We start from the raw sequence: 20,886 nt of genomic DNA, 5'->3' as shown, positions 1-20,886 counted from the left end.
AAGTGACATAAGTTTGTCATTAAGATACTTATATGGAAAGACTCCCCATGGAAACCCTCTTATCTTCGGGATGGACGTTGGCTGCCAGCGCCTTCAACTGGACGCCGGAAATCATCGCATCCGAAAAGACCAGCGCCGAGATCGTCACCGGCATTGCCAAAGCAGGGATCGCCACAGTTGTGGAACTGGAACCCGGGCTGTTGTGGCGGACGTTTCCTGCCCCACAGGACCAGGAAGTCGGCGCCTTCCGCAGCGCCATGGAAGCAGCGGGTGGCAGCGTGAGCATCGTCGGCTGCAGTCTAGATGACTACTTGACGACGACGGTACGCCGCACCACCGCCCAGCGGCTGGAGTTCCTGGTACCCCAACTCAAGGCAGCCCAGCGCGTGGGGGCAACAGGGGTCCGGCTCCCGATCGGACAGGCCGGACCGGAACTGCTCAAACTGGTCCAACCACTGCTGCACGACCTCGATCTTGTTCTCTTCGAGGAAATCCAAGGCCAACAGCACCCGCGGAATCCCCAGGTGCTGCCTGCCCTGGACCACATCTCGTCCCTGGACGACGATCGGATCCGGGTCCTGGTGGACATCAGCATGTTGATGCCTGCGCTCCCGGTGACCTATCTAGAGGAACTGGCAAAGGCCGGTATGGCAGCGGACCTACTTGCACGGCTGGAGACCGATTGGAAAGACCCGGCGACCCACGACGCCGTCGTTACGGCACTGCGCTCAGATGTGGTTCCACCCGCGATCCACACCCTCTTCATGAACCTGGTGATCCGTTTTGGACGCAGTGACGCATCGGAACTCAAGGGAATCCTGCCGCTCGTAGGCGCGTTCCACCTGAAATTCTGGGACCTCCAGGATACTGACGGGCGGGTGTCCCGGCCGCTTCAGCAACTCGGCCGGCTCCTGGGTGAGGAAGGCTTTGCGGGCACGCTCACCAGCGAATGGGGAGGTCACGAATGGCTTCAGGACGATCCCACGGTCATGACCAGACGGCATCTGGAGCTTGCCAAGGACGCGTTGGGCACAGGCGCGGCCACCGCGACCGCGAACGCCGCCCTGACTGCGAACCGCGATCTCATGACCAGCCTCAATACACTGGCCGAATCCTGAACGGACACGGAACTCCGGTCGTTCCGGACTGTGCTTCTAGCGACCTTGGGCTTTGACTAAGTCCTCACCAGCATCCGACGCACTCAGAATGCTCATGTTTATACGCTGCAAATGTTTCCGGACGCGGGTGGCAAACTCCGGCGCATCAGCATTTTTGAGCCGATGTGGCAGATCCACACCATCACCAGCAGAAGCTCTTCCATGGAAGTAGACAAGCTGCTGCTCGGTCACTGATCGAACGGCGGTAGGCGCTCCGTCATCTACCAGGACCAAGAAATCGTCGGGATGGTAGATCTCATATGGAAGATCGTCGCTGTCCGGAAAGTCTTTTGCGTTGGCAGTGACAACAATATCGACCCCACCGTGAACGGCGGCTGCGTGAACGTGGGCATCGCAAACATCGGGATAGTGCAAGGTGGCGTCGATCTCATAACCGGCGATCTGCCCACCGGTGAAAGTCTTCTCCAGCCGACGGCGCATGCCGCCAATCTGCTCATCAGCCCATAAAGGATGCTTCTTACGAAGGTTGTAGAGAGTCTCAGCCATGATGTCCTCCGTCCAAGACACGCTGAAGAGGCCGGGTGCTTCAATCTGAAGAAGGGCTATCCAATCACGGAGGGTTCTGGAGTAGAGGATGTTGGCGTCCAGAAGGACGATGGTGACCGCCGGGCTCATAACTGAACCCTACAGTCTCGACGGTCACCCTTCCGGCTTAGTCCTCCAGGTCAAGCTCGTCCTCGAATGCTCGAAGCTCATCAAGGCCTTGCCTGCGCACTTTAGCCCTGGCTTCTACGTATTTCTGAACGTCCTCAGCGAGAATGCGCGTATGCGAACCAACCTTGTGGGAGGGCAATTCGTTGTTACGCACAAGCTGCATGAGCGTGGGGCGCGAGACGCCGAGCATCTTTGCGGCTGTAGTAGTCGTCAGTTCCTTGGGCAGGGTCCCGATGGTTACTGTTCCACCGCGTCCGATCACCTCGACAACCTTACGAAGGAGAGCAGCAAGCTCCGGCGGTACCTGTGCGGACTCGCCCGCGGTATCCTCTACGGCAAATCTGACTGACTTCCGGGTTGCGGTAGAACGTAATCTTTCGGTGAGCTGGCGTGCTTGTTCGCTCTCCTGCTTAGTCGTGGTTACGACGGTTTTCTCGGTCCGATCCAATAAGGCGGACATTTCGCCTCCCTCGGCGTACATTCCCTAATATTCCCTAACACTAAGCCACTTGCACTTATAAGTGCAAGAAAGGGGGAACCACCTAGCCATGCAGTTTCATCGGGTTGAAGCAGCGGTTTACACGCTGAATCCTGCACTTCCGCTTCCGCCGCTACATCTCCTGACTATGCTGTGGCTATCGACATCAAGCCTGTACTTGTGGGCGGCTTCTGGGGAGAGGGCTAGCGATTATGCAGGACACGTCCGTTTTTATGCCATTGGATGACTTCTTCGACAGAATCGGCCGACGCAGGGCCGTCGCCCTGTGCCAACTGCCGGTGACGCTGGCCATGGGCCTGATCGTCGTCTTCGCCATTCTTTTCAGTCCCGAAACGATGACTGACACTGCCTTTCAGCTCATGCTGGTGGTTCATCTGCTGATGCTCGTTGCCTGCCTTGCTGTTCCCTGGAACCGGCTTCCGCCCGGGACTTTTGTGCTCATACCGTTAGTGGATTTCGTCGTTCTGGCACTCACCCGCGAGGTCGGCGGCCCCGTCCTGAGTGTCGTAACGCTGCTCATAGTGTTCCCGGTCATTTGGCTTTCCCTAAGCGCGAGCCGGACACGCCTTGTCCTGGCTATCGCCGGTCCCTTCTGCGGAATCATCGCCTCCCCGTACGTGCTTGGACACGTGGTGGAGCAAACCGAACTCATCCGGATGATTGTTGTTCCTGTCATCCTGGCCGGGTTCGCCGTGACAGCCCATCTGGTGGCAGGTGTCGTAGTCAAGCACAGGAACATGCAAGACCTGAAGGACAGGGAGCTTGTCCGCCTGCACAAGGCCACACAGGACCATCAGCAACTTCTTGATGCCGTCCTGGAAACGGTGAACGTCGGCGTGTGGGCGATCGACGCCGGCGGCAACGACATCCTTACCAATCACCGTCTTCGCGCGGACCGGAAAGCCGCCCAACAGATTCCCGGCCACAACCCATTCACTGCTACGGATGACATAACGCAACTGTCCGATAGCCCAGCAGGGCTTGCCCTGTCCGGGCGCAGTTTTACCAACAAGCTGATCCGTGTGGGCCAGGAAGACGAGCAGCTGGTCTTCTCGGTCGCGGCAAGACAATTTCATGACGACGATGGCCAGCTGAAGGGTTCGGTTCTGGCCTTCACCGACGTCACGACGCTGGTATCCGCGCTTGAATCGAAGGACAAGTTCGTGGCAACCGTCTCCCACGAACTTCGAACCCCTCTGACATCCATGCTCGGCTTCCTTGAGCTTCTGGGAAATGACCCGAACCCGGGGTACCTACAGGTGATCGAGCGAAACGCCCAACGCCTGCTGACCCTGATAAACGACCTCCTGCTGGTGGCGTCCGAGGACCTTGAGATCCGTCGCCGGCCGGCCAACCTCTCCGACTTGATGGGCGCAGCGGCCCGATCGGCACAGCAGGAAGCATCGGCCAAGGGCATCATCATCCATGACGACATCGACGCCGACCTCGAGGCTGAGGTTGATCCCGGGCAGTTCACCAGGGCCATCGAGCAACTGCTCTCGAACGCCATCAAATTCTCACCGCACGGCAGTGAAGTCACGGTTTCCCTGAGAAGGCAGAACGGCGGATTCATCTGTTCCATCAGCGACCAAGGCATCGGCATGACTGCAGAAGAACAACGGCAGGCATTCACCAAATTCTTCCGATCCGACCAAGCCATGAAGACCGCCATCCCCGGCGCCGGCCTGGGACTATCAATCAGCAAAGCCATCGTTGAAGCACACGGCGGAAAAATAAACCTGGAAAGCAGGCCGGGCAAGGGAACCACCGTCACCCTGAACGTCTCCCACTAGGTGAACACGGTGATACGCGCACCGGGATCCTTACGGTCACACTCCTGCCTGGGGCTGCGCGGCCACACACGCGACCGCATGGTGGTCCCTTACTTGGTGCTGAAAGCGGCGTCGAAAGCCGCAGCGGACTGCTCATAGGAGGAGAGCTTCCTGACGAAGCCCAGCGCCTCGGGGGCACCGACCAGGCGATCCATTCCGGCGTCTTCCCATTCGACGGACAACGGGCCTTTGTAATCAATGGCGTTCAGCATCCGGAAGGCGTCCTCCCAGGGAACATCTCCGTGGCCTGTTGAGATGAAATCCCAACCCCGACGAGGATCGGCCCAGGGCAGGTGCGAGGACAGCCGGCCATTCCGGCCGTTGCCGAGGCGCTTCTTCGTGTCCTTGCAGTGCACGTGGTAGACGCGATCGCGGAAGTCCCAAAGGAATCCGACGGGGTCGATGTCCTGCCAGACCATGTGGCTGGGGTCCCAGTTCAGGCCGAAGGACTCCCGGTGGCCGATCGCCTCCAAGGTCCTCTGCGTGGTCCAGTAGTCGTAGGCGATCTCGGACGGATGCACTTCATGGGCGAAGCGAACACCCACCTCGTCGAAGACGTCCAGGATGGGGTTCCACCTGTCCGCGAAGTCCTGGTATCCGGCGTCGATCATCTTTTCACTGGCCGGCGGGAACATGGCCACGTACTTCCAAATAGACGAGCCCGTAAAACCCGTGACCGTCTTGACGCCAAGCTTGGCGGCCAGCCGGGCCGTGTTCTTCATTTCCTCGGCAGCACGGCGTCGCACGCCTTCAGGATCACCGTCGCCCCACACGACATCCGGGAGGATGTCCCGGTGCCGCTGGTCGATTGGATCGTCGCAGACCGCTTGTCCCTTGAGATGGTTGGCGATGGTCCATACCTTCAGGCCATTGCGTTCCAGGATGTCGAGCTTGTCCTGGACGTAGGCGTCGTCGTCCCATCGCCACGGGTCAAGGTGGTCGCCCCAGCACGCGATTTCAAGCCCGTCATAGCCCCACTCTCCAGCGAGCCGGGCGACCTCTTCGAACGGCAAATCCGCCCACTGCCCAGTGAACAGGGTGATTGGTCGTGCCATGTCTTTCGTCCTTCCTACGCCTGGGACCTACGCCTGGACCGGAACGTCGGCGGCGACGCGGGTCCATGCAGAATCGTTGTTGGAGCTGCGTTCCACGGCGTCCAGTACACGCTGGACCCGCAGGCCATCGGCAAATGTGGGGTGCGGGTCCGTGTTCCGGACAATGCCCTCCACCAGGTCCTTGACCTGGTGTGAGAAGCCATGCTCGTAGCCCAACATGTGTCCGGCCGGCCACCAGGCTGCCACGTAGGGGTGCACGGGTTCGGTGACCAGAATCTTCCGGAATCCCTGCTGGTCGGCAGGGGCGGTCCGATCGTAGAACTGGATGCTGTTCAGGTCTTCGAGGTCGAAAGCCAAAGCACCCTTGTCCCCGGAAATCTCAATCGCGAGCGCATTCTTTCGCCCGGTCGCAAAACGCGTGGCCTCGAAGGAGGCAAGCGCCCCGGACGCCAAGCGGCCCGTGAAGATGGCGATGTCATCCACGGTGACTTGCCCGTAGCCGGCAGCGGCCTTTCCGGAGAGCCCCGATCCGCTGCCAAGCAGCGGCCTCTGTTTGACGATCGTGTCCAGCACACCGGATACCTGTTCCACGTCCATGCCGGTGACGAACTCCACCAAGTCAATGGCGTGGGCTCCGATGTCCCCCAACGCGCCGGAACCCGCGTGCTCTTTCTGGAGCCGCCATGCCAACGGCATGTCCGGATCCACCAGCCAGTCCTGGCGGTACGAGGCACGGACGTGCGCGATCCGGCCCACCACGCCCTCGGCGATGAGCTGACGCAGGAACGTCACGGCCGGAACCCGACGGTACGTGAAACCCACCATGGCCTTCACACCCCGCGCAGCGGCACGGTCAGCAGCCGCAGCCATCGTCTCTGCTTCGGCCACGGTGTTGGCCAGGGGCTTCTCGCACAGGACATGCTTGCCTGCATCCAACGCGGCAATGGCGATCTCCGCATGTGAATCGCCGGGCGTCACGATGTCCACGACGTCGATGTCGTCGCGCGCGATGACCTCGCGCCAGTCCGTTGCCGATTCGGCCCAGCCCCATTTACTGGCGGCTTTTGCTACGGCGGCGGCATCACGGCCCACGATCACGGCCATCTCGGCGTCGGCCGGAAGGTCGAAAACCCGGGGAGCCGTTCGCCAGCCTTGTGAGTGGGCTGCTCCCATGAACCCGTACCCGATCATGGCCACCCGCAGGCTTGTCATGCGAGCACAACCTTGCGCTCTACCGCCACGCGGTTGCCCACGTAGTGCATGGGTGCGATCTGCATGTAAAGCAGGCGCAGGGTGAGGGTAACCTCGACGTCGATCTCCTCACCGGAGTCGGGCACGCGATCCATGGGGATGATGATGTCCGGCTTGTCAGCGACGAACCAAAGGGTCTCCCACTGGTCCGGGAGTTCCTCGATCGAATATGAGTGTCCCTGCAGCTCGAACCGCAGCGCAGACTTGGGGATTTCCACGCCGTTGACCGTGGCTGCGACGTCGTCGACGGCGGAGAGCCACAAGCTGCGGTACCAAGGCAACTGCACGGAGACAGAGATACCCTCGGGGTGCCGGCGGACGTCAGCGTCCTGGAAAAGGGAGTTGTGGGTTGCCATGATGATCCTTACTCAAAAGTCTCGGTGAAGGTTGGGTGGGGTATGGGCGGCTGCGGCTCCAGTGTCTGCCTGGCCGATGGGTTGTACGGGTGGTACTCGGCTGGCACCGGCTCGTCCGCAGGCGGCATGAAAACGGGTTTGCCGTCGTCGCCGAAGTACATAAGGTCCAGGGCGAAGGCGTGCTGGTTCTTTTCCGCGAAGCTGATCCAGTTTTCTTCGAAGGGCGCCCGCAGGAGTTCGTAGCAGCGGAACTTCCAGATCTTCCATTCACCGTCCTGGCGGAGGAAGTCCACGGCGTACTTGCACCAAACCCAGTGGGCCCAGACCTTCTTGCCTTGTACTTCGCCTGGCGAGTACATGTAGTCCGGACTTTCCTTTGCCACCTCGGGATCCGTCAGCCCGGATTCGTTGCCGGTCATGATCCATACGCCCTTGGCGGTTTCGCCGTCGCCCGCGACTTCGATGACCGGGGTTGTGGTGTAGTGCAGGATCAGCTTTCCTACGGGATTCGGGCGGTTCCGGTGGTAGCGGATGACACTTTCGTAGTCCGTGTACTGGCCCGCGTTGGTGTACCTGGCGCGGATTCCGGGAGTTCCCGGCTTTACCCACAGGGGAATGATCTGCTCGTCCTGGAATGCGTTGTGCAGGTACATGTAGCGGTTGAAGAGGTTCTCGATCTCGCCGCGGTCGTTCGCGCGGCGTGCCAAGCGCCGGGCTTCCTGCAGTTCCATCCGGAGCTGCTGGATCTCCGCGCTGAGGTCCGTATCGATTGCTGGCATGGATGCCTCCCTAGGCCGGTACTACGGAGTCTTCAATGGCGCGCCGCATGAGTGCGTGCTGCTTCTTGACAAGGTCGATCGGGTCCGATTCGCCGAGGTCGGCAAAGGCGTGGCCCTCCCATTCGCTGGACAGGAAGCCTCTGTAGCCGCCCTTGACGAACTGGCGGACAATGCGCGGAATGTCCATGGCCGGCTCATTGCCGTTCTCGTCAATGTCGTAGAACTTGGCGTGCACGTGGAACATTTGCGGCATGATGTCCAGCCATTCCTCGGGTGCCACCAGGCCATGCATGTTGAACGCCAGGCGGGTGAACGGCCCCAGGTTTGCGGGATCGAAGTTGTTGGAGCGGAGGTAGTCCTCGAATTCCTGGTTGCGTTCCTGCATCGGCAGCGGCTTTCGCCAGATGTCCTGCATGACTGCGAAGTGCTCTTCCGGCAGCCCCATTTGCGTGAGCGTCCGGAACAGCGTGGGCGACAGGCTGTGCATGGTCGAACTGAAGTCAGCCGTGAAACCAAGGCGGTCGCTGCCGAGTTCGTCGTACATCTCCCGGATCTGGAGGATCTTGGGATCGTTCGGACCCTGGGGTGCGTGGATTTCGTAGCCGAGCTTCTGGTCGTACTTCTCAGCGAGGGGCAGCAGTCGGCGCAGCAGTTCCTTGCCTGCCGAACGGATGACGATCCTGTGGAAGCCGAGCGTGTTCGCGGTCTTCAGCTGACGCGCAAAGAAGTCGAATTCCTCGTCGGGAGTCATGTCCCGGTCCTTGCGGCGGCCCATGTCCAGGTTGGTTCCCACAGCGCTGGGGGTCAGCCCGTACCTGTCCATGCTGTCGCGCCAGAGCTTGACGAAGTCGTCGTCGACATCAGGGTAGGTGCGCAGCATCTGCGCGATATTGAATTCGACGCCGGGACCGAGCCCTTCGTCGGCCACGGCCTTGATGAGCGTCTCGGGAGTGTAAAGGCCTGCTGCAAATTCAGAGGTCAGTGAGTAGAGGGTGATGCCAAGCTCGATGCCCGAGCCTGCGATGCCTGTAGACATGGTGGTTATCCGTTCTTATCAGCCGAGGACCGGCTGGGTGAGGTGGCTGTTGAGGATGCTGCGGGCTTCGGCAGGATCCGTGATGATCCTCGAACCGGCGTTGGCAGCGGCTGAACGCTGGATGGCCTGTTCGCCACGGATGATCTCGAAGGGGTCCTGCCAGTTGTTCCAGTGCCACCCCTCGTATTCGCTGGAAATCGCGCCGGAGTAGCCGTTCTCGACGAGCAGGCGGACGAGGTCGCGGACGGGAACGGAAGGTTCCTCGCCGTTCTCGTCGATGCCGAAGAACTTGCCGTGCACGTGGCGGACGAACGGCATGATTTCCAGCCAGGTATCAATGGGGGCCGGGCCAAAGAGGCCGGTTCCATTGATCGCGAAGTCGATGCCCAGGTCCGGACGACCGTTGCGGGCGGCCAGGCCAATGAAGGCTCCGAAACGTTCGCCGTGGGCCTTCTCGGTGGTGGGTGGGCCTTCTGCGTAGAAGCCGTTCCACATGGCCACAACCTGCTGGAGCAGCTCTTCGGAGGCGCCCCGGCGCCGGTAGGCCTCAAGGAGCGACGGCGCGAAGCCGCTGACCGTGGCACCCCAGTCGGCCGTGAAGCCAAGGAGCGGGGAGCCCAACTTGTCGAAGCGGTCGCGCAACGCAAGGATCAGTTCGTGGGCACCGTGCTGGTGTGCGTGGACTTCAAGCGCCAGGGTGACACCGTACTTTTCGGCCACCGGCAACAGGCTTTCCATGGCATCGGGCGTCAGGGAGATTTGGACGCGGGCGATCGGGAAGCCCAGCCTGGAGGCGACCTCGATTTGCTTGCGCATGTACTCCACAAGCTCGTCGTGGTTCATGAGGCGGTCCCTGCGGATGCCCGTGTCAACGTTGACGGCCAGTGAGGTGGGAAGCAGTTCCACTTCGGAAACGAGATCACGGAAGTGGCCTACGAACGAGTCATCGATCCGGTCCGGGAAGCCCCGCAGGCTTGAGAATCCAATGATTTCAAGACCTGGCCCAAAACCCTCTGCGGCTACCTTGCGGATCAGGCCGTCAAGGTCGTACTGCCGGCTATGGAAAGCGCGGGTGAAGCTGTAAAGGGTAACGCCCTGAATGGGGGTGCCGAGGCCGGTCATCGCTGTCCTACCTTCATGGTCTTGGTGTCGTTCTCTTCGATGTGCAACACGCCGTGGTCAGTGGTGATGTAGGGGATGTAGAGCTTGAGGTCCACCCGTACTTCGTGGTCCGCCTCCGAATCCGTCAGGGGCAGCTCGCCAGACAGAACTGCCGAATCCAGCGGAAACCACCACTCATCCGTCTCCTCCACCAGCTCGCCAAAGCTGAACGTGCGGTTGTTCATGGTCCAGCGCAACGACTCCTCGGGAGCGGCCACACCGTCGATGGTGAGCGCGGCCCCGGCAATGCAGGAACCCGGCAGGGCCCGGTACCACGGGATACGGACTTCGACGGCGGTTCGGTCGCCTTCAGTGGTGAGCGTTCCCTGCTCGATCATGCGGTCGGCAATCATGGGATCTCCTTGTCTTGCTGCGGGGCTTGAGGCTTCCGCAGCGACTTCTTCCTTATTTAGTAATTCTATTGTCTGATTCTGACATAAGTAAAGAGTTATCCAGCTCTTCGGCGATTTTGCGGGCTCCACGCACGGCAAGGGCGACAGCGGTCAGCGTTGGATTACAGGCCGTCGCAGTAGGAATAACCCCGTTGCCGGCAACGAAAAGCCCCGCGGCTCCCCAGACTTCGCTATCCGGAGAGCAAACACTTTCCCCGTCGTCTGCACGGCCCATGCGCGTCGAGCCCTGATAGTGCAGTGATGCGCCCGGCGGCAGCGCGAAGGGACGTTCGTCCAAGGGATGTCCCACTGCCTTCCCGAGCCGCACAATCTCCGCCTTTGCCCGCTCGATCACCTCATGGTCGCGCTCCGTCAGGCGGTAATGGATGCGCATGGCCGGCATTCCGTAAGCGTCCCGGACGTCATCATCAAAGGCCACGCGATCCTCGCGCTGTAGATCCTTGGCGCAGAACAGCCCCAGGCCAACGATCGAACCGGGCACCACGGGATCGTCGTCAGCCAATGGCACCGGCGAGGCATCCAACTGCATAATCTGGCCGTGGAAAGGGACATCATCGGTGTACGGAACCCAGGCCACGCCGCTTTGCTGCGTGAGCCCGCCGCGGCCTTGCGCAGCTTCCTCCTGCGGCGCTTCCTCCCGCGGCGCTTCCTCCCGGGCAGCTTCCTCCTGCGCAGGGGCCGTGAGGCCTTCCAGTCGACTGGCAAATACCACCTGCGGTTGATCATTGAGGTAGCGGCCCAGTGCCTTCGGCCGGATACCCGAAGCCCAGAGCAGCTGGGGGGTCCGCAGCGCATCCGCCGCAACCACCACGAAGCGCGCCGCGACCGTATGGCTCCCGCCAGTCCGGCGGTCCTGGACTTCGACGCCCGCAACCCTGCCGCCGTCGAGCATTACTTTGGTGACCAGCGACTCGTCGAAGAGTTCAAAGCGCGGATTCTGCCGGGTTGCCTCGCCCATGACGACGTCGGCACCTGACCACATGAGGCGGCCGTCGGCTTCGCGGTGGACCGCAAGGGGCATGGGCTGGACGCGCAGGGCGGGCTCACGTCCCTCGTCGACCACAGCCGCCAACCGCCCGCGGACGAGATCCGAGAAGGGAGCGCCGTCAAAGGCGTGGGTGGTGACGCCCAGGAGACGCTCGGCGTCGTCCAGCAATCCGTCCATGTCCTGAATGAAGCTGATGCGCTCCTTGCCGGAAGGGCGGGGGCACGCCGCAGTCCAGTGCGCCCCCATGCCACCGACGTTGCTGGACATTGCGGCAACGGGCATGCCGTCCTCGCCGGGGAAGGCATAGCCCTCACTGAGCAAGTAGGTTCCTGGCCGCGCCCTGCGTTCGCCGCTTTTCACGGCACCTGGCGAGTTCACGGTCGCCGCGCCCGCGCCCGGGCCTTCGGAAGCAAGCTGCGCGGCGGCGCGAACATGCTCATCAGCGATGTTCTTCACATGTGCGCCCGGAGGATTGCTGACGGTTGGGCCCACCTCGAACATTGCGATGGTAGCCTCAGGCGCTTCCTCGCTCAGGATTCGCGCATAGGTGGACGCCGTAGGACCGCTGCCGACGATTACAACGTCAACCGCCGAGGGATAGGACCGCTGACTCACCGGGCGGCCACCAATTCCTGAATGCGTCGGACGGACTTCGCGGAATCGATGGTTGGGTAGTATTCGAGTCCGATCGGCCCGCTGTACCCGCTGGCCTCCAGGTCTCCCAGCCGCGCGTTCCAATCGATCGAACCGGAACCCGGCTCGCCACGGCCCGGGGCGTCCGCGATTTGAACGTATTTGATGAGGTCGCCCGCATTGGCCAGTTCCGCGGCCACATCCTCGCCTTCAACGGTGGAGTGGTAGAGGTCGTACAGGACTCCGAACCCGGGCGAATTCACGCCGCGCGCAATGTAGACGGCCTCCGACGTCCGGTCCAGGAGGGCCCCGGGATGGTCCACGCGCACGTTGACGGGTTCCAGGACCAAGGTGATGCCGGACCCCTGGATGTGGTTCACGCCCTTGGTGAAGATCTCGATGAGCTCATCGAGTTGGTCCTGTCGCTTGCGGCCGCCAAAGCCTGTTCCGCTTCCAACCACAATGCGTGGGCAGCCAAGCTGGCGCGCAACCTCGACGCCGGCATCGAGTCCCTCGTAGAAGGGTTCGTGGTTTTTGGGAGGGATCATGAACTGCATCCGCGGCTCCGCCAGCTGTGCGGTGAGCTGCACTCCGGTCTCCTCCAAGGCAGCCTTGAGTGCGGGGATGTCCTTGCCCGTTGGACCCCACATCTCAACGGCATCGAATCCCGCCGCTGCCGCCGCACGCACACGATCAGCGGCACTTTCGCCTGCTTCAGCGAACAAAAGGTCGATATTCGGCGCAAGTTTAAACATGGTTATCTCCTGGAAGTAAGGGGTGTTTTCTAAAACATGGGGTGGTGGACGGCGCCCGTTAGCCCTTCAGGCCACCGGAGAAGCCTTGGATGAAGCGCTTCTGGGCGAAGAGGAACAACGCGAGGATGGGAATCATGGACACGATCACGATCGCGAAGATGGAGTTCCACTGCGAGACCAGGGAGCCGATGAAGTAGTACATTGCCACAGGCAGCGTCTGGTTGCTGGAGCCACCCAGGAAGATCAGCGAAGTGAAGAAGTCGTTCCACACGATCAGTCCGGCGAAGATGGTCACCGTGCCCGTGGCCGGAGCCATCATCGGGAAAACTACCTTGGAGAACACCTGCGTTTTGCTGGCGCCGTCAATGGTGGCCGCTTCTTCGTAATCCGTGCCCAGGCCGCGGAAGAAGTTGGAGTACAGGAAGATGGACAGGGGCAGGAGCATGCCCGTGTACAGGACGATCAGGCCCCAGGCCGAGCCCGTAAGACCCAGGGAACGCGCGCCCATGTACAGCGGAACCGCCCCCAACTGGCCTGGCAGGATGATGGCGATCAGGAACAGGTAGTAGGCGCCCTTGCTCCAACGGCGGGTAGACCGTGAAATGACGTACCCAGTGATGGACCCAAGGGCGATCAAGCCAAGGATGCTGCCGGTGGTGATGATGACACTGTTCACCAGGCCAAGCACCACATTTGAATTGCCTTGGGCCGTCAGGACGGCGGTGAAGTTGCTGAAGTCAGGGCTCGACGGCGGTGCCAGCGGCGAGGTCGTGTAGATCTCACCATCGGACTTCAGTGCAGTGGTCACCAGGAAGTAGAACGGGGAAAGAAAGAGGAGGGCCAATGCCCACAGACCGATTTCGCGGAGAACGGTGAGTTTTGTGTAGCGGAACATTGTTAGTCCTCGGGGTTCGATCGCGTCAGCCGCTGCTGGATTACGGCGAAGAACAGGATGATGACGGCCAGCACCAGGGCCAGGGCGGCGCCGCCGCCGAAGTTGCCGAGCGCAAATGCCTGCTTGTAGACCTGCGTGGCAAGGGTTTCAGTGGCGCCTGCCGGGCCTCCGCCGGTGAGTGCCATGATGGGGTCGAAGACCCGGAGCCCCTGAACAATGCCCAGGGTTGATGCGATGGCTACGGCCGGACGGATAGCTGGAAGGGTGACGTTCCAGAAGCGCTGCCACATGTTGGCGCCGTCGATGGCCGCGGCCTCCTCGATTTCCACGGGAACGCCTGCCAGGCCTGCCATGAAGATCACCATGGCGAAACCGGTGCTGCCCCAGACCAGGACAATCAGTACTGTCCAGATGGCCCATTGCGGGTCCGCCAACCACGGCTTGGCCAGGTCACCAGCGCCGATCGAGGCGAGGAAGACATTGATGGGACCGTCGAAATCGAAGATGTACTTCCAGATGTAGGCCGTTGCCAGCGGGCTGAGGACCACGGGCATGAAGAACAACGTGCGCAGTACATACCGTGTCTTTATTACCCGGTTCAGGCCCAGGGCGATGAAGAGGCCGGCAACGTTGCTGATAAATACGGAGGAAAAGGCCAGGAAGAGGGTATTCAGCAAGGCCCCGAGCTTGGTCGGATCCTTGAAGATTGCCTCGAAGTTTGCCAGGCCAACCACTTTGAAGGAGCCGATACCGGTCCAGTTGGTGAAGGCGAAGTAGCCGCCAATTCCGGTGGCTACGTAGTGGATGGCGATGACGAGGGCGATCCCGGGGAGCGCCCACCACCAGTGGCCGAACTGCAGGGACCCACCCCGGGAACGGACCTTTCGGGCCGCTCCCGGGTTTCGCCTGCCTCGCCGGGAAGCGTCAGCTGCTTCGGTTTTCGATTGCATCGTCGCAGTCATGGTAATCCTTGCTCGTCCCTTTGAGTCGTCGGAACTTCGGTGGGGTTCTTATCCGGTCTTAGCCCCAGGCCGCATCCATGGCCTGCAGCACCTGGTCAACCGACTTCTGGCCTGTCAGGAGACCCTGAACACCCGTTGCGAGGGCATCGTAGACAGAGGAGTTCGGCCACTGGCTGTTGGGAAGCGGACCGTACTTGCCGTCCTTGATGAGGTCCCCGACGTTCTTGTAAGCGCCGGATGCGTAGTCGTAGCTGTCCAAACCGCTAACGGGGAGTGCGCCATCAATCTCCGCGAACGCCTTGGTCTGTTCAGGTTCGGCAGCCCAATCAAGGAAGGCCTTGGCAGCATCCTTGTTCTTGGAAGCGGCATTGATGGAGAAGGAGTAGTTCGCGCTGGCATAAACGAAGCCCTTGTCGGAGCTCTGCTCGGACGGAAGCGCGCGGACTGCAAAGTCGGAATTGGCCGCTGCCGTCTTGAGCTGCTTCCACGAAGGAGCAGGGATGAATCCGGCAAGGGAAGAGCCACTAGCGAGCCCCTTGGTGATGGCGTCGAAGCCGGCGCCCGCTGCGCCCTTCTGGAAGCAACCTGCTTCGTTGAGCTTGACGACGGCCTGCAGCGCGTCCTTCCAGCCTTGGGAGTCGGCGAAGGTGGTTTCCTTACTCACACGCTTTTCGTTCCACTTGGGATCCTCAGCGTAAACCCGGGAGGCCGCCAGGGACATGGCCATCAGGCCGGTGTTGGGTGCGGCTGAGCCGGCCAGGGCAAAGAATGACTTGCCGGAAGAACTGAGCGAGGAGCACTGCTTTTCCAGGGACGAGAAGTCGCTGGGGAAATCGGAAACACCGGAGGCCTTGGCTGCGGTCTCGTTGGTCACGAGCCCGACGACGGTCATTTCGGCAGCCTGCCCGTAGACTTTGCCATCCTTGCCGAACAAGGCTTCACTGCCCACAGGAACCAACTTCTTGGCCGAATCATCCAGGGGTTCCAGGAAGTTTGCATCGACCAGCGGAAGGATGCTTCGGCCTGTTCCCGATCCGGGCGACGTCACAATGACGTCCGAGGCGTTGCCGGCCTGCAGCTGTGTGCGGACGGTCTGGTCGTAGGAATCGTTCGGCTGCGCATTGAACGTGATCTTCACGTCCGGGTGCGCTGCCATGTACTGCTCGCCAAGCTTCTGGAACGGGCTCTCAATGGTGTTGGAGGTAGCGAACGTCAAGGAGAACTCCTTGGAACCTCCCGCGCTGCCGGCGGTGGTAGAGCCTGAGCAGCCTGTCAGTGCAAGTGCAGCAGCGGTTGGGATGACGAGAACGCCGAGCTTCAGTCCTCGAAAGCGGTGCTGTGTCATTTTCAGCCTTTCTGACTTCTTTGTCTTATCGGGAGCGCCGTGACCCCCGTCAATCATCAGTATGCACGGCATTTGCCAGAAAGACACATAAGTATTTCGAATGCCGCACATAAGTACGGCTGTTTCGGGTAAAGGCATGACCCTCGTATCTCTGTGAGGCCCTTCAGGTCCACAGCGGAAACGTCATCAGGGCCGTGGATACACTGGTCCTGCTACGCCTTCTGTTTCCCAAGGCCCCGACTCAAAGGATTGCCGTCGTGACGGACCACGCCCTGCTTTCCAGGCTCGACCTCAACCTGCTGACGTCCCTGGATGCCCTCATTACCGAACGCAGCGTGACCCGTGCGGCCGAGCGCCTCCATTTGAGCCAGCCAGCCTTGAGTGCTTCATTGGCCCGCCTCAGGAACCACTTTGGCGATCCGATCCTTGCCCGCCGGGGGAACACCTACGAGCTAACCCCGTTCGCCCTAAGGCTGGCCGAGCACACCACATTGGCCCTCGACGCCGCCCGCCGCGTCTTCGAGAGCCAAGCCAGCTGGGAACCGAATGAATCGGCGCGGGAGTTTTCCATCTATGGATCGGACTACGGTTTCACCACGGTTGGGCGGGTTGTTTCGGAACTCGCAGCGGAGCGCGCCCCTGGAGTCCGCTTCCGGTTCATGCTTCACAATCCCGTGGTAGTCGAGGACGCTGCCAACCGCTTGAGGGCGGCAGACGGCATGGTGATTCCCCACGGGATCCTCACGGGCCTCCCGTTCGTGGATTTGTGGCGCGACGATTGGCTTGCCGTGGTTTCAGAAACCAACCAAGAAGTGGGCGAGGAGGTCTCCATGGACAACATCGCCAACTTGCCGTGGGTCATGACCTATCAGTCGCGCTCAGCATTCACGTCCGCCGAGCGCCAAATTCAGCAGTTGGGCATTGAGCCGCGCGTGGAAGTAGTAGTGGAGAGTTTCCAGGCACTTCCCCACTTCGTCGCAGGAACAAACAGGATCGGGCTCATCCAGGCAGCCCTTGCCCCCATTGCCCGTCGCTTGGGCGGCGTCCGGATCCTGCCGCTGCCGTTTCCGGCAACACCGCTGGTCAACGCCCTGTGGTGGCATCCGGTCCACAACGCCGACTCCGAGCACATTTGGATGCGCGGCCTCTTCGAAGAAGCCGCCGCGATCGTCGCTGCCGAAACCGAGCCCAAAGCGTAGAGCCCGGCCGGAGAACCGGCCGGGCTGCAGGGAGCTCGCGCGTCAGACCTTGGCCACCGCGGCACGCATGCTGCGCCTGATGAGGTTATGCTGCTTCCGAACCAGCAGTAAGGGATCCACCTCACCCAACTCGGCGAAGGCATGCCCTTCCCATTCACTGGACCAATAGCCCCGGTACCCACCTTCCACAAACACGCGTACGAGTTCCGGGTAATCGATGGCAGGTTCGTTGCCGTCGTCGTCGATGTCGTAGAACTTCGCATGCACGTGCATGATCTGCGGCATGATGTCCGCCCAATCGCCCGGGCTGACATGTCCGTGCATGTTGAAAGCGAGGTGCGCGAAGGAGCCGAGCCGGGCGGGATCAAAGTCCCGGCTCCGGAGGTACCCGATGAACTCTTCCTGGCGCTCCCGCATTGAGGCATCCGTGGACCAGATGGCCTGCAGGCGCTCCAGCGCTTCTTCATCGAGTCCGGCCCGCGAGACGGCCCGCAACAATGTTGGAGACATGCTGTGCATGGTGGAAGAGAAATCGGCCACGAAGCCCAGCAAAGGAGAATCCAATTCGTCGTAAACGTCCCGGACTTTCATGATCTCGGGGGAATTCGGACCCAAGGGAGCATGAATCTCGTACGCCAGCTTGAGCTCCAATTGTTCGGCAAGAGGGAGCAGGCGGCGCAGCAGCTCCGGCTTGGCACTCTGGATCCGGACCAGCGGGAATCCCAGCTTCTTTGCCCCGCGGAAGAGCGTCTCCGTAAATTCGTATTCTTCGTCCGGGGTCATATCGCGGTCCCGCCGGCGGCCCATGTCCAGGTTGGCACCGAAGGAGCTGGCGTCAAAGCCGTGTTTATCGAAGGCTGCATGCCAGGACTTGGCGAAGTCATCGCTCACTGTGGGGTAAGTGGGCAGCACCTGTGAAGCGACAATTTCGATGCCGGGTCCGATTCCGAGCTCCGCCACCCTGTTCAGCAACCCATCGAAGTCGTACCATCCTGCCCGGAACTCCGCACTCGCCGAGTAGAGGGTCAACCCCAAGGAGAACGGATCCTCGTCCGCTTTCGGCGGCGGTGGCGTGACCGGCGTCGTGGTTTCAGGTGCGGGTGCGTCGCGGTCCACAACCGTCAGCTCAAGGGCCTGGCTGACGAAGTTGGGCACATACATACCCGGCCCGCCATCCTGTCCAGCCGCGATCTGCATGTATGGAAGGCGCAGCTCACCGAAGATTCGGATGGCGTGCCGCTCCCCCAGTTCCACAGGTACCGGCCGACGCGCAATAAGGCGCGGGTGCTCCTGCAGGAACCACAGGGTTTCAGCTTGCGCCGGAAGTTCCGCCAGGGCGTACGTCTTTCCGCCAAGCTCGAAGGAGAGGTCCTGCTGCGGAACCTCCTCACCGTCCACTGTCAGCTTCAGGGTTGAGACGGATGAGAGCCAGAGGCTCCGGTACCAGGGAAGGGTCAGCGACAAAGCGAGGCCTTCGGGGTGGGCTCGCAAGCTGTCTTCTTGAATCAGTCCGTTGGGCATTTGTTTCTTCTCTTACTTTGGGGTGGTCAGGCGAGTTCGGATGCGATCTTGCGGATCAGCGAATGCTGGCGGCGAACCTGCTCAATTGAGCGCCAGGGGGTCCTCTCGCCCTCGTACTCGCTGGACAAGTAGCCGTTGTATCCAGCGTCGTTCAGGGCCTTGAGGACGGGACGCCACGGAATCTGCTGGTCTTCCAGGTGTTCATCGATGTCGTGGAACTTGGCTTGGACAAACACGACGTACTGCGCGACGTCGGCAAAGTCTGCCGGATCCACTCCGATGCCGTCGAGGAAGGCAGGCCTGGTTTCCCTGGTCTCACCCTCCCGCAACGGGATGGGCCGGTCCTGGAAGATTCCAGTGTCGATCAACAGGCCAAAGTTCTTGGTTCCCGTACGTTCGATGAGGGCAATGTAATCGTCCACCACCGGGTGCTTGATGGGCGTGGGCGAGTGGATTTCGGGGCAGATAACCACCCCCAGTTCATGGGCAAGATCCAGGGAACGCTCCACGGACTCAGTCCAGATGGGGTCCGGGATCAGGTCGCTGGAGACAACTCCGATCTTGGGACGGACGAAACCAAAGCCCAGACGGTTGGCCAGCCTCAGGTCACGCTGCAACGCGGCGGCACCCTCCTGGGCAGTCATGTGCCGGCCGGGATGTAGCCGCGTATCGATCCACGAGCCGTAATTGGTCGGCTCGAGCGAGTACTTCTCCAGCAAGGCGAACCACTGGTCAATCCAGGCGGCCGTGGGCTCCGGATAGTTGGGCACATGGCCCTCCCCCAAAATCTCGACGCCGGTGGCGCCTGTATCTGCCACCGCCGCCAAGGCGGTTTCAAGGTCCAGGACCGTTCCGTAGTCATGCATGAAGCTGTAGAGCGATACGCCATATTGGAACACGCCGCCTCCGCCGCCTTCCGGCGCCAGCGTGATGTGCCGGGAAGCGCGGTGGACAGTTGGCTGATGCTCGATCGGGATGTAGGACATGCGGAGCTTCAACTCGATATGCACATCATGGACCCCTTGCGGGAGGCCTCCCTCCAACGGCACAGTCACCGTTGCGGCTTCCTCCAACTGCCAGCGCACCCCTTCGCTCGCCCAGAGTTCGCGGAGGGTGTATGTCTTCCCGCCCAGGGTCCAGAGCGGAACCTCGGCAGGTACGTCCACATGGTTTCCTACCCTGACGGAGATGCCGTCGATGAGGGAGGCAGCCATGCCGCGATAGGAAGGCATGCGCACCCTGAACTGAAATCCAGTAACGCGGTCACCTTCGTGGACATTGCGGAAGCCAGTGGCTTGAAGGAGGTCTCGTTCAAGAAGCATCTTTGCTCTTTCCTAGGTGGGATAGGAAGAGCATAACCTACTTAGGTATGAATTGAACATAAGTAAGCTTGGATCAAACTGAACTCGCGGACTAAGACCCCACTCTTACTACGATCTTTCCGCGTGTATGTCCCTCCATGTTGAGCCGGAAGGCATCCGCAGCCTTGGCTAAGGGAAGCGTCTCCGCCACCTCTACCCGGATCGCATGTTCATCTACCAGGTCAGCGAGCTGCTGCAGTTCGGCACCGACGGGATTCACCCACATCCAGGTTCCACCATGCGCCTCCACCTCACTGTCTGCAATGGATGCATGCCGGCCTCCTTCGGACAGGACCTTCAGGGTCGCCTCGAGGTTTCCACCCACAAAGTCCGCCACGACATCAACACCATCAGGCTGCAAGGCCCGCACCCTCCCGACAAGCCCTTCACCGTACGCAACAGGTTCCGCGCCAAGCGAGCGGAGAAAGTCGTGGTTCTTTGGGGACGCTGTCGCGATGACCCTCGCGCCGAGCGCCGCGGCGATCTGAACACCGAGGGATCCGACCCCGCCAGAACCGCCATGGATCAAAACCGTCTCGCCTGCTTTGAGCCCGAGACGATTGAGTACCTGGAAAGCCGTGAGCCCGGCCAAAGGAAGTCCGGCCGACTCGTTCCAATCCAGGGAGTCCGGCTTCCTGGCGAGAAGCCGCTCCGGGAGCGCAATGTATTCAGCAAAACTTCCGCCGTGAACGTAGTCCTTGCGGCCATAGGCAATGACCTCATCCCCGGGCTGAAATTGCGGGGCGTCAATTCCCACCGATTCCACAACGCCCGCCACGTCCCAGCCGGGAATGGCCGGGAACTGAAGGTCCATGAAGGAGTCCAGGTAGCCGGCCATGATCTTCCAGTCGACCGGATTTACCGACGCCGCCTTCACCTTCACCAGGACCATGCCTGGACCCACTTTGGGCATCGGCTGATCAGTCAGCTCCAGGACGTCCGGGTTTCCATACTCGCTATAGGTAATTGCCTTCATGGTTAGCGACAACTGCCTGCTCCGCGAGCCTATTCCT

General features: G+C 61.2%; 20 protein-coding genes. 3 read left to right on the top strand and 17 right to left on the bottom strand.

Annotated features, from left to right (window positions below; translation table 11 throughout):
- The first annotated feature begins 47 nt into the window (after window positions 1-47).
- Window positions 48-1,118, top strand: a complete 1,071-nt coding sequence (locus AC6I99_RS02775; RefSeq protein ID WP_497946776.1) for an apurinic/apyrimidinic endonuclease family protein — start codon at window positions 48-50, stop codon at window positions 1,116-1,118.
- A gap of 36 nt (window positions 1,119-1,154) precedes the next feature.
- Here AC6I99_RS02775 and AC6I99_RS02770 read toward each other — a convergent pair whose 3' ends face one another.
- Window positions 1,155-1,793 carry a PIN domain-containing protein gene (locus tag AC6I99_RS02770; protein ID WP_497946777.1) on the bottom strand — a complete coding sequence of 213 codons (639 nt, stop codon included), beginning with the start codon at window positions 1,791-1,793 and terminating at the stop codon, window positions 1,155-1,157.
- A gap of 37 nt (window positions 1,794-1,830) precedes the next feature.
- Entirely contained in the window at window positions 1,831-2,292 is a 462-nt protein-coding gene (locus tag AC6I99_RS02765) for a helix-turn-helix domain-containing protein (protein ID WP_497946778.1), read from the bottom strand.
- A 251-nt stretch (window positions 2,293-2,543) separates the two neighbouring features.
- Between AC6I99_RS02765 and AC6I99_RS02760 the strand changes: the two genes are divergently transcribed.
- Entirely contained in the window at window positions 2,544-4,124 is a 1,581-nt protein-coding gene (locus AC6I99_RS02760; RefSeq protein ID WP_497946779.1) for a sensor histidine kinase, read from the top strand.
- A gap of 89 nt (window positions 4,125-4,213) precedes the next feature.
- Here the strand turns inward: AC6I99_RS02760 and AC6I99_RS02755 are convergent, their stop codons facing one another.
- From AC6I99_RS02755 to AC6I99_RS02700, 12 genes are read right to left on the bottom strand one after another with little or no spacing between them, the layout of a single operon-like run.
- Window positions 4,214-5,218, bottom strand: coding sequence for a sugar phosphate isomerase/epimerase family protein (locus tag AC6I99_RS02755; protein WP_497946780.1), 1,005 nt, complete (start codon window positions 5,216-5,218; stop codon window positions 4,214-4,216).
- A 27-nt stretch (window positions 5,219-5,245) separates the two neighbouring features.
- On the bottom strand, window positions 5,246-6,430 hold the full coding sequence (locus AC6I99_RS02750; RefSeq protein ID WP_497946781.1) for a Gfo/Idh/MocA family protein: 1,185 nt from the start codon (window positions 6,428-6,430) through the stop codon (window positions 5,246-5,248).
- Window positions 6,427-6,825, bottom strand: a complete 399-nt coding sequence (locus tag AC6I99_RS02745; protein ID WP_497946782.1) for a C-glycoside deglycosidase beta subunit domain-containing protein — start codon at window positions 6,823-6,825, stop codon at window positions 6,427-6,429. Before AC6I99_RS02745 ends, AC6I99_RS02750 begins: the two co-directional genes overlap by 4 nt.
- 8 nt (window positions 6,826-6,833) lie before the next feature.
- Entirely contained in the window at window positions 6,834-7,604 is a 771-nt protein-coding gene (locus tag AC6I99_RS02740; RefSeq protein ID WP_224094053.1) for a nuclear transport factor 2 family protein, read from the bottom strand.
- A gap of 10 nt (window positions 7,605-7,614) precedes the next feature.
- On the bottom strand, window positions 7,615-8,640 hold the full coding sequence (locus AC6I99_RS02735) for a sugar phosphate isomerase/epimerase family protein (RefSeq protein WP_497946783.1): 1,026 nt from the start codon (window positions 8,638-8,640) through the stop codon (window positions 7,615-7,617).
- An 18-nt stretch (window positions 8,641-8,658) separates the two neighbouring features.
- Window positions 8,659-9,762, bottom strand: a complete 1,104-nt coding sequence (locus tag AC6I99_RS02730; RefSeq protein ID WP_497960147.1) for a sugar phosphate isomerase/epimerase family protein — start codon at window positions 9,760-9,762, stop codon at window positions 8,659-8,661.
- Window positions 9,759-10,154: a C-glycoside deglycosidase beta subunit domain-containing protein gene (locus AC6I99_RS02725; RefSeq protein ID WP_497960146.1), complete on the bottom strand. Its 396-nt coding sequence runs from the start codon at window positions 10,152-10,154 to the stop codon at window positions 9,759-9,761. The genes AC6I99_RS02730 and AC6I99_RS02725 overlap by 4 nt, the downstream gene beginning before the upstream one ends.
- A 52-nt stretch (window positions 10,155-10,206) precedes the next feature.
- Window positions 10,207-11,817, bottom strand: coding sequence for a c-glycoside 3-oxidase CarA (gene carA / locus AC6I99_RS02720; protein WP_497960144.1), 1,611 nt, complete (start codon window positions 11,815-11,817; stop codon window positions 10,207-10,209).
- Window positions 11,814-12,590, bottom strand: coding sequence for a TIM barrel protein (locus tag AC6I99_RS02715; RefSeq protein ID WP_224094047.1), 777 nt, complete (start codon window positions 12,588-12,590; stop codon window positions 11,814-11,816). The genes carA and AC6I99_RS02715 overlap by 4 nt, the downstream gene beginning before the upstream one ends.
- A gap of 58 nt (window positions 12,591-12,648) precedes the next feature.
- Entirely contained in the window at window positions 12,649-13,485 is an 837-nt protein-coding gene (locus AC6I99_RS02710; RefSeq protein ID WP_224094046.1) for a carbohydrate ABC transporter permease, read from the bottom strand.
- 2 nt (window positions 13,486-13,487) lie between these two features.
- Window positions 13,488-14,447 carry a carbohydrate ABC transporter permease gene (locus AC6I99_RS02705; protein ID WP_224094044.1) on the bottom strand — a complete coding sequence of 320 codons (960 nt, stop codon included), beginning with the start codon at window positions 14,445-14,447 and terminating at the stop codon, window positions 13,488-13,490.
- A gap of 58 nt (window positions 14,448-14,505) precedes the next feature.
- Window positions 14,506-15,792 carry an ABC transporter substrate-binding protein gene (locus AC6I99_RS02700; protein ID WP_224094043.1) on the bottom strand — a complete coding sequence of 429 codons (1,287 nt, stop codon included), beginning with the start codon at window positions 15,790-15,792 and terminating at the stop codon, window positions 14,506-14,508.
- A 257-nt stretch (window positions 15,793-16,049) separates the two neighbouring features.
- Between AC6I99_RS02700 and AC6I99_RS02695 the strand changes: the two genes are divergently transcribed.
- Window positions 16,050-16,991, top strand: a complete 942-nt coding sequence (locus tag AC6I99_RS02695) for a LysR family transcriptional regulator (protein WP_224094042.1) — start codon at window positions 16,050-16,052, stop codon at window positions 16,989-16,991.
- A gap of 42 nt (window positions 16,992-17,033) precedes the next feature.
- Here AC6I99_RS02695 and AC6I99_RS02690 read toward each other — a convergent pair whose 3' ends face one another.
- The 3 genes from AC6I99_RS02690 to AC6I99_RS02680 form a co-directional block, all read right to left on the bottom strand.
- On the bottom strand, window positions 17,034-18,512 hold the full coding sequence (locus tag AC6I99_RS02690; RefSeq protein ID WP_497960142.1) for a C-glycoside deglycosidase beta subunit domain-containing protein: 1,479 nt from the start codon (window positions 18,510-18,512) through the stop codon (window positions 17,034-17,036).
- A gap of 26 nt (window positions 18,513-18,538) precedes the next feature.
- Window positions 18,539-19,834 carry a C-glycoside deglycosidase beta subunit domain-containing protein gene (locus AC6I99_RS02685; RefSeq protein ID WP_497960140.1) on the bottom strand — a complete coding sequence of 432 codons (1,296 nt, stop codon included), beginning with the start codon at window positions 19,832-19,834 and terminating at the stop codon, window positions 18,539-18,541.
- A 91-nt stretch (window positions 19,835-19,925) separates the two neighbouring features.
- On the bottom strand, window positions 19,926-20,849 hold the full coding sequence (locus AC6I99_RS02680) for an NADP-dependent oxidoreductase (protein ID WP_497960138.1): 924 nt from the start codon (window positions 20,847-20,849) through the stop codon (window positions 19,926-19,928).
- Window positions 20,850-20,886: the final 37 nt, after the last annotated feature.

The organism is Arthrobacter sp. TmtSoilC77, assembly GCF_059739415.1.
Note: the sequence above shows the minus strand (reverse complement) of the source record. Positions and strands in the feature narration are given on the sequence as shown.